Origin of the sequence: Argonema galeatum A003/A1 (assembly GCF_023333595.1) — a bacterium.
Lineage (GTDB): Bacteria > Cyanobacteriota > Cyanobacteriia > Cyanobacteriales > Aerosakkonemataceae > Argonema > Argonema galeatum.
Map to the genome: position 1 here is coordinate 43,318 of NZ_JAIQZM010000042.1, position 11,265 is coordinate 54,582.

11 protein-coding genes are annotated in these 11,265 nt (G+C 44.5%); 8 read left to right on the forward strand and 3 right to left on the reverse strand.

The annotated features are described in order from the left end of the window. Window positions 1–96 precede the first annotated feature (96 nt). The 3 genes from dapA (at window position 97) to LAY41_RS27885 (ending at window position 3,908) form a co-directional block, all read left to right on the forward strand. Window positions 97–981 (forward strand): 4-hydroxy-tetrahydrodipicolinate synthase, encoded by an 885-nt coding sequence (gene dapA / locus LAY41_RS27875; RefSeq protein WP_249105212.1) that lies wholly within the window; start codon window positions 97–99, stop codon window positions 979–981. Between the two features lie 202 nt (window positions 982–1,183). Then, window positions 1,184–3,028, forward strand: coding sequence for a ribonuclease J (locus LAY41_RS27880; RefSeq protein ID WP_249105214.1), 1,845 nt, complete (start codon window positions 1,184–1,186; stop codon window positions 3,026–3,028). Window positions 3,029–3,536: 508 nt separating this feature from the next. Beyond that, entirely contained in the window at window positions 3,537–3,908 is a 372-nt protein-coding gene (locus LAY41_RS27885; protein ID WP_249105216.1) for a Mo-dependent nitrogenase C-terminal domain-containing protein, read from the forward strand. Here the strand turns inward: LAY41_RS27885 and LAY41_RS27890 are convergent. After that, the gene (locus tag LAY41_RS27890) at window positions 3,905–4,756 is read right to left on the reverse strand and encodes an ADP-ribosylglycohydrolase family protein (protein ID WP_249105218.1); all 852 of its coding nucleotides are present in this window, start codon (window positions 4,754–4,756) and stop codon (window positions 3,905–3,907) included. The genes LAY41_RS27885 and LAY41_RS27890 overlap by 4 nt on opposite strands. A 630-nt stretch (window positions 4,757–5,386) precedes the next feature. Between LAY41_RS27890 and LAY41_RS27895 the strand changes: the two genes are divergently transcribed. From LAY41_RS27895 to LAY41_RS27915, 5 genes are all read left to right on the forward strand, one after another. Further along, a complete protein-coding gene (locus LAY41_RS27895) occupies window positions 5,387–6,172 on the forward strand; it encodes a hypothetical protein (protein WP_249105220.1) in 786 nt (261 codons plus the stop codon). A gap of 39 nt (window positions 6,173–6,211) precedes the next feature. After that, window positions 6,212–6,985, forward strand: a complete 774-nt coding sequence (locus LAY41_RS27900; RefSeq protein ID WP_249105222.1) for a hypothetical protein — start codon at window positions 6,212–6,214, stop codon at window positions 6,983–6,985. Between the two features lie 118 nt (window positions 6,986–7,103). Next, complete coding sequence (locus LAY41_RS27905) at window positions 7,104–7,328, forward strand: hypothetical protein (protein WP_249105237.1); 225 nt, start codon at window positions 7,104–7,106, stop codon at window positions 7,326–7,328. After that, window positions 7,325–8,482 (forward strand): murein transglycosylase A, encoded by a 1,158-nt coding sequence (gene mltA, locus LAY41_RS27910; protein WP_249105225.1) that lies wholly within the window; start codon window positions 7,325–7,327, stop codon window positions 8,480–8,482. The genes LAY41_RS27905 and mltA overlap by 4 nt, the downstream gene beginning before the upstream one ends. 121 nt (window positions 8,483–8,603) lie before the next feature. Continuing rightward, window positions 8,604–9,122: a DUF29 family protein gene (locus LAY41_RS27915; protein ID WP_249105228.1), complete on the forward strand. Its 519-nt coding sequence runs from the start codon at window positions 8,604–8,606 to the stop codon at window positions 9,120–9,122. A gap of 115 nt (window positions 9,123–9,237) precedes the next feature. On the opposite strand, the gene LAY41_RS27920 is transcribed toward LAY41_RS27915, so the two are convergent. Both LAY41_RS27920 and LAY41_RS27925 read right to left on the reverse strand, forming a co-directional pair. After that, on the reverse strand, window positions 9,238–10,188 hold the full coding sequence (locus LAY41_RS27920; protein ID WP_249105230.1) for a Uma2 family endonuclease: 951 nt from the start codon (window positions 10,186–10,188) through the stop codon (window positions 9,238–9,240). 23 nt (window positions 10,189–10,211) lie between these two features. After that, complete coding sequence (locus tag LAY41_RS27925; RefSeq protein WP_249067561.1) at window positions 10,212–10,769, reverse strand: Uma2 family endonuclease; 558 nt, start codon at window positions 10,767–10,769, stop codon at window positions 10,212–10,214. Window positions 10,770–11,265 lie beyond the last annotated feature (496 nt).

Sequence of the window (11,265 nt, forward strand, 5' to 3'; positions counted from 1 at the left end):
TCATCTTAAATGGAGATGAGAGGATTTTGGACTCGTCGCCAATCCAAAATCCTCTCATCTAAAATCTAAAATTGCTGCAAAGGAGTTTGTAAGAGTGTGGTAAGATTTGGAAGAGTTGTAACTGCAATGATTACGCCGTTTAAAGAAGACGGCAGTGTAAATTATGCTGTTTCTGAGCAGCTGGCATCACATCTAGCTTCTAACGGTACAGATGCCTTGGTGGTTTGCGGAACCACAGGCGAATCGCCAACATTAAGCTGGGCAGAGGAATACGAACTATTTCAGGTAATAAAACAGGCGGTAGCAGGAAAAGCAAAAGTGCTGGCAGGCACTGGTTCAAATTCCACGACGGAAGCGATCGAAGCCACGCAAAAAGCAGCTAAAATAGGATTAGATGGCTCTTTACAGGTCGTTCCCTACTACAACAAACCACCCCAAGAAGGGCTGTATCGGCACTTTCAGGCGATCGCGCAATCGACTCCCGATCTGCCCCTGATGCTCTACAACGTACCCGGTCGCACCGGACAAGACCTTTTGCCAGAAACGGTTGCCCGGTTGGCTAAAATTCCCAATATTGTTGCCATTAAAGAAGCTAGCGGTAACCTGGATCGGGCAAGTCAGATTAAATGCCTAACTCCCCCCGAATTTGCTCTCTACTCTGGAGACGATTCACTCACCCTGCCCATGCTGGCAATTGGCGGTACTGGTGTGGTAAGTGTAGCCAGCCATTTAGTCGGAACACAGCTACAACAAATGATTCAAGCTTTTGAAGCGGGTAAAACTCAAGCCGCAACTCAGATACATTTGCAACTTTTTCCCCTATTCAAAGCGCTGTTTGCCACAACTAATCCGATTCCAGTCAAAGCAGCTTTGAAACTTCAAGGCTGGGCTGTAGGCAGCACTCGCCCGCCCCTATGCGAAGCGACCCCAGAGATCGCTGAAAACTTAAAAACTGTGCTAAAAGAACTTTCCCTGCTATAGCAGGCGCAATACTTATGCCAGGTTTTTAGACAACTGAATAATTCAGCTAATAGCTAATGGCTAATTAGGTAATTTCAGATGGCAAATTTCAGATTGTAGATTTAAAGATTAAATTTCCAATCTCCAATCTCAACTCTAAAATTGGAAATTACTTTCACCAATTAGCAAGAAACCTTTTTTGACACTTATCGTAAGGACGCAAATGACTAAAAACGAAAATTCACCAATCATCAAAAAAAACGAAAATTCACCAATCATCAAAATTAGTGGGGAAACTTTACCAACCATCAAAATTAGTGGCGAAACTTCACCAACCATCAAAATTATTGCCCTGGGTGGTCTGCACGAAATCGGCAAAAATACCTGCATTTTTGAGTACGACGATGAAATCGTATTACTAGATGCAGGGCTGGCTTTCCCGACTGAGGGGATGCACGGAGTCAACATTGTCTTGCCAGATATGACCTATCTGCAGGAAAATCGCCACAAGATCAAGGGCATGATTGTCACCCACGGTCACGAAGACCATATTGGCGGAATTCCGTATCATCTTAAACAATTTGATATTCCGGTGATTTACGGCCCGCGTTTGGCGATGGCTTTACTGCAAGGGAAACTGGAAGAAGCGGGTGTTTCTAACCGCACAGAACTCAGGTCAGTAATGCCTCGCGACATTGTTCGCATTGGCTCTCACTTTTTCGCCGAATTTATCCGCAATACCCACTCCCTTTGCGATAGTTTCACCGTCGCCGTTCATACACCAGCTGGGGTAATTATCCACACTGGGGACTTTAAGATTGACCACACTCCTGTTGATGGTGAGTTTTTCGATCTGCAAAAGCTAGCCGAACATGGCGAAAAAGGAGTTCTCTGCCTGATTAGCGACTCGACCAACTCGGAAGTCCCCGGTCAGACGCCCTCAGAAAAATCTGTTTATCCCAATCTGGAGCGGATTTTCTACCAAGCGCCAGGACGGTTGATGGTGACTACCTTCGCTTCTTCGGTACACCGGATCAATATGATTCTGGATTTGGCGAAGAAGCAGAATCGGGTAGTGTCGATCATTGGCAGGTCGATGCTCAATGTGATTGCTCATGCTCGCAATCTTGGTTATATCAAGTGTGAAGACAATCTGCTCCAACCTTGGCACGTTGTTCGCAACTTACCGGATGAGAAAGTTTTAATTCTCACTACCGGATCTCAAGGTGAACCCCTGGCGGCTATGACCCGCATTGCCAATCAAGAACATCCCCACATTAAAATCCGCAAGGGGGATACGGTAGTGTTTTCGGCTAACCCAATTCCGGGCAATACGATCGCAGTTGTGAATACGATCGATAAGTTGATGGTGCAGGGTGCTAATGTAATCTACGGTCGGGAAAAGGGGATTCACGTCTCCGGTCACGGCTGTCAGGAAGACCAAAAGCTGATGATTGCCTTGACTCGCCCCAAATTCTTCTTGCCGGTACACGGGGAACATAGGATGCTCGTCAAGCACTCCCAGACGGCTCAGAGTATGGGCATTCCGGCAGAAAATATGGTCATCATTGACAATGGCGATATTGTGGAGGTGTCGGAAGAGCGCATCCGCATCAATGGCAAGGTTCCTTCCGGCATTCAATTAGTGGATAACGCTGGAGTTCTCCACGACAGCGTTCTCAAGGAACGGCAACAACTGGCAGAAGATGGTGTCGTCACCGTAGCAGCTGCTGTTGATTGGGATGGCAAACTGGTTGCTAAACCAGAAATACACTTACGAGGTGTGGTAACATCGGTGGAGCGCAGTCTCCTGCAAAAGCTTGTCCAACAGACGATGGAAAACCTGTTAAACGATCGCTGGCAGGAATTTGCCCGTGGTTTCGAGGGTGAAGACCTTGAGGTTGATTGGGTAGGTTTGCAAGTCCAAATGGAACAGGCTCTACAGCGACTGCTCCGCCGCGAACTCCAGAGCCGTCCTTTGCTCGTCCTCTTGATGCAAATTCCCGATGCACCGCCAACCAAAGCCACAGGACGCCGCCGCCGCGCTACTGCTAGAGTCGCGTCCTAGAAAACAGTTGTAAAACTCTCTCTTTCCTTCACATTCCTTTAAAAAGAGGGGGAGAGGGGCAGAAAGGGAGAGGGGGAGAGGGGGAGAAATCGGGAAATTTTCACCTCCCCCACTTGCCAATCTTTAAAAAATGTTAAGTTATATAAGCGTGGAAAACTTTTGCGATTAGTTCCAAACCGCGATTGTTTTTGAATCTACCAGTAAATTGCCCAAGCGCGATCGCGGAACCTGGCAGATCATCCGCAAGTCACTGCACTTATGTCCCCTTTTGTCAAAATTTCCGTGATATTACTCACGCAAAACCTTCCGACTTGGAGACATCATTTTATTAGACAACTCTGTTGTCTAAAGATAGAGAAGGCAGATCGACCGTAAGTTGGATGAAGAAACGCAGATCGCGTCGCCAAAATCAACCAAACGGGTGTACCAATCCGGTAAAGAGATTTGTCATGCTGTATTTAACCAACAGAGGAAGGCAAACTCCTCGTTGGAAAATAGGAGATGAAAAATGAATGTATCTGATTCTACCATAGAAAATCCAACCTTGACAACTTGGGTGTGGATTGACCAAGCAGATATCACCGCCGCAACACCTCTTAATAGTTTGCGCCCCAAGCCGAAATTCGATCCGCTGCAACCTGTCCGCCAGATTCTCGATCGCTTAGAAGTGAAAGATCCAGAATTAGCTCACCGCTTGTGCCAAATGATTCCATCTCAATGCCCGTTCGAGCGGGATGTTAAACTTTTTGGTCGTACCTTGTTTCACATCCCGCCATTGTGTAAGCTTAATCCCCTGTACGAGCAAGTGGCTTACCTACGCTTCCGGGCTTTGTGCTATCTTGCAGATGAATGCGGCGAAGATATTTCGTCCTATTGTTAGCGATCGCTCTTTTGAACATTACTCATCAGTTTCCGATCCAGCTCAATGAGATAATCTCTGCCATAGGAGTCGTTTTCTAAGGTTTCGATCAGATGAAGGGGAAGGTTTTGGCTAATTTCAGCGCTGCACGAAGCTGCACCAAGTGCGATCGCCGCTACTGTATCCACATCTCCAGAAAAGGCGATACAATCCTTCAGAAGTTCGGTCATTGAATCGTTTCGGATAATGGCAGTAATTGCCGCCCTGACGCTCATCCATCCTTTCGATTTTACCTCTTTTTGCCACGGTTTCGACCATTCACCGGGTACGTGGCTTTCCAGAAACTGCCCCAGTTTCCTTTTTGGCCCTAGCTGGTAAATAAAGTAATGGGACATGAGGGCAGCTGCGATCGCGGCATTAATCCCATCCGGTGTATTATGGGTGATTGCTGCCTGGATTTTTGAATATTCGATAACTTTCTCTATGGTGGTCACAACGCCAATCGGAGCAGCACGCATCGCTGCTCCGCTTTTGTCGCTGGTGGGTTGCATTTTGGCTAAGAACTCCTCTCCATCGCCAATTTTGAGTAAAAATTGGTAAAAATTCCTGGAATATCCTTCTCTGCGATCGCGTTGAAAAGCCTTGACAAACCAGTTGGCTAACAGTTCTGGTGTCCAGGGTTCTCCAGAAACGATCGCAGAAGCGATCGCTATACTCATCTGGGTATCGTCCGTGTAGCACCCTGGTGTGAGTTTGTGACGGGGATGCTGCACGTATCTGCTCAAATCGTTGTAACCCAGGTCGATCATCTCATCAGCGTATTCAAAGCCAGCACCGTAGGCATCGCCGATTGCTAATTCCAACAACATTTGCTTTTTGTAGGAGCGATTGTATTATTGTAGTATATTGTCTGACTTTCATCTTCCCAAGACAAAAGAAGCAATTAGCCATTTTTTCTTTATACTTCTTTACAACAGATCGGCGATTACGATGATTTTTTAAGGGGAGGTATTGGTAAGGAAAACAGCGCAAAGCCTTGCGATACAAGTATTTTGATAAAATAAAGAAAAAGTTTAATAACTGGAAAAACGCAAAAAAGTAAAGTTTAATTTCACAGAGTTGCGACCTAATTGGGCAAATGATAAATTGATCGTAGAAGTTGAAAAGCTTCCCTGGCAGAGCAAACAGCCAAGTGAAATTGAGTTAAGAGGAAAAAGCGCTGTTTACATCTAATCTGTCTCGTCCAAATGCAATAACACCCAACCCAGAAGTTGATATTTCCTAAGATGGTTAAAAGAGAGCAACGCAACTGATTTTACCGAAGAATTCGGTTAGTTGTTAAATCAGTGCAACTCTAGATAGAATTACCAAAGAGAGGAAATCACTCAGCAAGTAAGGGCTTGGGTGTTGTTGTATTGTAAAACTTCACTGACTTTCTAGCCAATTATAGACATTTATAGCCAAATGTAGTATAATATCCTCAAAACTTAGGGAAATAAATGCAGCTAGTTGAAAAGCACATTATCGATCTTAACCACTGGCTATACAAGCAGCTAGATAATTTGTGTTTCCTTTCTAAGAATCTTTTCAACTACGCTAACTACCTGATTAGACAAAAATTTATTATAGCAGGAGAATACCTCGACTATTACAAAATCCAAAAACTATGTCAGGGAACGAATGATTATTTAGCATTACCAGCTAAAGTATCTCAGCAAGTCTTATTGAGATTACATGAAAGCTGGAAGTCATTTTTTGAAGCGACTTCGGAGTATAACGAACATCCCGATAAATTCAAAGCGAGACCGAAAATTCCTCGATATAAACACAAGACATTAGGCAGAAATGTCCTGACTTACACGGCTCAAGCCATTAGTCAAAAATGGCTCAATAAAGGAATGCTCAATCTGTCCAAAACTCACATTTTTATGACTACTAAAGTCAAACAAGTAAATCAAGTCAGAATCGTCCCAAAAAATTACCATTATGTCATTGAGGTAGTTTACGATGCAGAGGCTCTTTGTCAATCATCATCTGGTGTTGAAGTCATAGCAGGGATTGATATTGTCAAGCATTTGGAGTACAGAGGTAAGCGAATTAAGCGTGGTTTGTTTCGTGCTGGTGACGGTAGACTGATTAATGCAGATGTGAATGGTAGTGCTAACATTGTCAGGAAAGCATTTCCCAACGCTTTTGCCGAGGGAATACAGGGCGTAGTAGTACGTCCAGTGAGGGTAACACCTTACAAAACGGTTGTAAGAGGCAAGTGTAATATTTGTCTATAAAACCTGCAACTATTTAAAGATAAAATTTGATAGAGTATCATGGCCATTATTGCTCTGAGAGCCTGGTATCTCCAGAACTACGAGCCAGTTAAAGAACTAGAAAAGCGCCCCCAAGACCTGCGCCTCAGCAAAAATAGCCTGCTGAAAACGGGTTTGCGAGCCGACTTTTTAGAAGAAAGCGAGGAAGTGAAACGATCGGCTTGGTTTGGGCGCTACCTGGATGGGGAAACGGTTGAGTTTTATATAGAAGGCAGTGGCGGATACGCGATCGCCAACATAGATCTGAGCAGTCACGAAATTTATTTCACCAAACAAGCGGTGGTGGGTCAGCTAGACCCGATCGTCTTTTTATGCTATCAAACTGAGTATGGTGCGTCCAGCGAAGCACTGCGGTCAGAACTGCTGCATACCCTGGATAATCTAAACAAGCGATCGCGCGTGCCCCTTACCTTAGAAGAATCCCACCGCCCGATGGATGGCCCGTTGCGACTAAGCAGTACGTTAATGCGTAAAATACGTAAAAGCTTGTTGTTTGTGGCTGACAGCACGCCGATCGCCAGCATACAAGGAACCGGGAAGCATACCCAGCTAATTCCCAGTCCTAAAGTCTGCCTGGAAATAGGCTACGCCCTGCAAAGCAAGCGAAGCGAGCAAATCTTGCTGGCTGAAATGGAGCGACAAGATATGTCGGGGCAGTATCCATTCGATCTGCCCAAGTATCAGCGGCTATCCTTTAAAAATGCGGCAGAACTAGGTAAAATATTGCCGCAAGCGATCGAAACGCAACTGCGGCGATTTAATTTATTTTCTTAAGAGAAGAAGAAAAATGACAGGAAATCCAAGGCAGCCACAATCCGACGACGCTGTGGCGGGAGGTCAAAGAGCGAAAAGCCGTTATGCTAAAGTTCCTGATGAATTTTCCGTACACCTAATGTTCGAGGGCGGTCATCGGGAAGAAATTCGTTTCAAGACTATTCAAGAATTCCAAAAGTGGTACAGCGGCGAACTGGTGCCTAAATCAGCCTCGAACGACTTTATCACCATCCCCATCAAAAACATTGAGGGAGAGTACATGGTGGCGCGTCCATCCCGGATTATAGCTATCCGCGTGACACCCATCTATACATCAAGTATCGATCGCAGACAAATTGAATGATCAAGACTCTGGCTTCTTTGACCCTCAGTTTGGGCATTGCTTTTGGGACTTTTTTACCGGCGTTCTCCCTTGTGCCGCTAGAAGTCGTCAGTCCAGACCGACAGGAAGAATTGGGTTTGGATGAGCAAATCTGGAGGAATTCCGGTCAAAAGGGCGACAAGCAGGCACTGTTGACTTCCATAGACTACAGCCTGCGCTATCTGCGATCGCCCAAAGCAGCGACTGCCTATGGGCGGTATCGGGTGGCTGGGATTACGCGCGATCGCGTTATTCGCAGTTTAGAACGTTTCAAGCAACTGGTTCTCACCTCCGACTCGCCAGAGGAACTCCAAGCTGCTGTTGGGCGAGAATTTGCGTTTTACCAAGCGATCGGCAAAGATGGTCAGGGAACTGTCGGTTTCACTGGCTATTTTGAGCCAACTTATACAGGTAGTCGCAGGCGAACGGCAGAGTACCGTTACCCACTTTATCGATTACCTGCTAATTTCGGTAACTGGTCGCGTCCTCACCCCACCCGCCTCCAGCTGGAAGGAGAGGATGGAATGTCGGGAAATGGACGCTTGCGGGGATTGGAATTGGTTTGGTTGCGCGATCGCTTGGAAGCTTTCCTAGTCCAGATACAAGGTTCTGCGCGACTTCAGCTCACCGATGGTAGCGTGATGACAGTCGGCTTTGCGGGGAAGACAAATCAACCTTATAGAAGTATAGGTCGAGAACTGGTCAACGATCGCAAAATGCAGTTGGAAGGCTTGACCTTACCGGCGGTAATCGAATATTTCAAGTCCTCACCAGAGGAAATGAACCGCTATCTGCCGCGCAATCCCAGTTTTGTCTTCTTCCGGGAAACTGGAGGTGCCCCAGCGATGGGTTATATTGGGGTGCCGGTAACAGCCGAACGTTCGATCGCCACCGATAAATCCCTGATGCCACCTGGGGCCTTGGCGCTGATACACGCTCAGATACCTTATCCTAATCGGAATGGTGACTTAGAGCAACGGCGAGTCAGTCGTTACGTGCTGGATCAAGATACCGGCGGGGCAATCAAAGGGCCGGGTCGCGTGGATATTTTTATGGGGACTGGGACTTTGGCAGGCGATCGGGCCGGTTTGATAAACTCGACTGGAGAACTTTATTACCTGCTCTTAAAAAATTGAGGTAGGCTGTTGGGAAAATAAACCGGGTTTCTTTGCTAGTTATCGAGAGAAGCCCGGTTTTTGCGATCGATATTTGCGAATAGAAGTTCTGAGAATTCAGAAAAGATGGAGGTAGTGACTTATGACTCAGGAACTAGCAGATTTAAGACTCAGCATCCTGGAAGGGCGCTACTCAGAGGCTTTAGCCATTGTTGATGACTTAGAAGGCATGGGTAGGAAAGGAATCTTACGCAATATTAAATCCTTTTTAATCAGAATGCTGATTCATTTGATTAAAAATCAAATCGAAACCAGAATGACGAATTCTTGGGCTGCTTCAATTCGAGATTCTGTCATAGAAATTCAAGACTTGAATCTTCAGGATAATCAAACCTCTCATTACCTCAAACAGGAAGACTGGGAATCTCTCTTAGAAGAGAGTTTATCCAGAGCTATTTCTACTGCCAGCGTCGAAGTTCGCGATGGGGCTTATACCCCATTTCAATTAAAAAAATTGGTGGATGGAGCGCAGATTTTGCAAACCGCTCAGGAACTTTTGAATTTGACCTATCAACATTCAGCAATTGATTTACCAGATATTATCAATGAATATCTCAGTCACTTACCGGGTGGTGAAGATTGGAAATCAGGTTCTTTTTAAGAAACAAATATGTATGTATGGGCACGGTGTCGAGATATTTTGCCGTAGAAAATAAGGTTAATTATGCCGTGCCCCTACACAACCATATTCCTGCATACTACCTGTTTTGAGTAAGTCATGACAAATAAATTTGTCGTAAGTCTTCTAAACGATCGATCGTAAACAAGCTAGAAGTTATCGTTTGCAGCAAATTCAAATCGTCAATCGCAGAAATTTCTCCCAAAATCTCTAATCTTTGACTGCCAAACTTAAGCTGTAAACCCAAGTGAATACCTTGCAGTAAGGCTTGTTTGGTCTGATTTTTGGAAGCAGTTAACTCTGACTGAGTTTCAGTTAACTCTGACTGAGTTAAAATTAGTCTGGCTGCTAATTCCTCCACTGTGGAAATGACATTCCCTTCAGCATCGCACCATCGCAACCAAGTACCATTCATACTTTCAAAGGCACCTTGCCAGAGAGTTAAACCCAAACCAACTAAGGGGAACCAAAGATCGGTTTTCGGTACATAACGTCCCCCTTGTAATTGAAAGATTTGTAACGGAACATCGCTCAATTCACCCAAAGGATCGTAAACCACATAATACATTACACCCATAAGGGCATAATCGGTGAATTTGCTACCCAATTCGTTACCAGGAGTTGGCGAAACTATCTCAATTACAATTTCTGGAGGTTTGCCAAATTCCCACAGTAAATAGGAACGTATATCTCGGTTTTGCCAATTATCTGGAACAGTCACATTTAAACTGAGGAATACATCAGGAACTATCGCTGGAAGACGGACATTACGGAAGATTCCCACATTGGCAGCTACGATAAAGGGAATACCATCATTTAGCTGATAACCGGAGAGAACTTCCGTCAGAAGTCGCTGTTGTTTTTCGTTAATGAAACTATCCAAGGGAGTATCGTCTTCTTGTAGGATTTTGCTATTATCGGGGTATTGACCGGGGTCAAGAGTGACAGGCTCAGACATGGCTGATTTTGGGTGGTTTTGATTGGAGTGGGAAATCGCGATCGCAATCTCGTTATTACTTTTGATGATAGCAAATTTTTCCTCCTTCATCCTTTCTGGAATTATGAGCAAATTTAAGGCAGAAACAATTCGGAAAATGGTATGGTAATTTGGGGAAAAGCTAAGGGTGCGATCGCTGCATCTGCATTAAGAATAATTTGTTCTTGATAACCAGATTCAGTTGGATTACGGAAAATATAAACGCGGCGATTACTAATATCTAAAATCCAATATTCTGGGATATTTGCTCTAGCATAAATTGGTGCTTTTTCTTCGCGATCAATCTTTAAAGTGGTGTAAGAAATTTCAATTAACAGGAAGATGTCGTTAGCATTGGGATGATTTTCGCCATAAGCATTTGGATCGATGCGAACTACAGCAATATCTGGTTCTGGTTCAGAAGTAGAGAGTGTGATAGGTAACTGGACGCGAATTTCTGCTAGATCTCTGAGTAGATTTTGCAGGTAGCGATCGGTACGTTGGGTTGTACCTGCATGGGGTGGACGTTGGGGACTCATTTTTACTATTTTACCTTCTAAAAGTTCAACTTTATCGTCAGGAGAGAGAATACCAGCGTCGATCATACGGTGATATTCTTCTACAGTCCACAAACGGATTTGGGTTGCGGTCATGGTGATTTTCCTCTTGTGTTTATGGCTGTTGGACTTGCTTATTCTAACCGCCTAATTGTTATTTTTGATATTATTTTGACGGCTGAATTAGCCTGTTATGCTATATTATAGCTTAAAATTTGGTGTTTATCCTGAGTATAAAGATGAAAAAGACAAAAGTTGCTTTTAGGTACGTTGTTGCGCTTTAGCGCTAAAGCGCAACAACGTACCAAAGAGCCACCGCCTAAATTAACCTGTTCTGCTAGTTTTGAATATTTCGTTTGTTTCGGATATGGCACTTAAAGTGTTTTTGCGTTAAACTAATAACCAAGATGAGAGGATTACCAGCATGAATAAAACCTTAGCAATTCAACTTCCCGACGAACTAGAGGAGCAATTGTTGCAACGAGCCAAAAGTATGAATATATCCTTAGAAAGCTGGCTCTTCCGTACTTAGTGTGCTAAAATGTTATAATAGAGCCGAACAATAGGACATTTAGAATCAATTATGAAAAGA

Coding starts and splice junctions, on each gene's coding strand:
- LAY41_RS27920 (WP_249105230.1), bottom strand. CDS start 10,188: ATGAAGGAGGAAAAATTTGCTATCATCAAAAGTAATAACGAGATTGCG.
- LAY41_RS27900 (WP_249105222.1), top strand. CDS start 6,212: ATGGCCATTATTGCTCTGAGAGCCTGGTATCTCCAGAACTACGAGCCA.
- LAY41_RS27905 (WP_249105237.1), top strand. CDS start 7,104: ATGTTCGAGGGCGGTCATCGGGAAGAAATTCGTTTCAAGACTATTCAA.
- LAY41_RS27880 (WP_249105214.1), top strand. CDS start 1,184: ATGACTAAAAACGAAAATTCACCAATCATCAAAAAAAACGAAAATTCA.
- LAY41_RS27915 (WP_249105228.1), top strand. CDS start 8,604: ATGACTCAGGAACTAGCAGATTTAAGACTCAGCATCCTGGAAGGGCGC.
- LAY41_RS27890 (WP_249105218.1), bottom strand. CDS start 4,756: ATGTTGTTGGAATTAGCAATCGGCGATGCCTACGGTGCTGGCTTTGAA.
- LAY41_RS27925 (WP_249067561.1), bottom strand. CDS start 10,769: ATGACCGCAACCCAAATCCGTTTGTGGACTGTAGAAGAATATCACCGT.
- LAY41_RS27885 (WP_249105216.1), top strand. CDS start 3,537: ATGAATGTATCTGATTCTACCATAGAAAATCCAACCTTGACAACTTGG.
- LAY41_RS27895 (WP_249105220.1), top strand. CDS start 5,387: ATGCAGCTAGTTGAAAAGCACATTATCGATCTTAACCACTGGCTATAC.
- mltA (WP_249105225.1), top strand. CDS start 7,325: ATGATCAAGACTCTGGCTTCTTTGACCCTCAGTTTGGGCATTGCTTTT.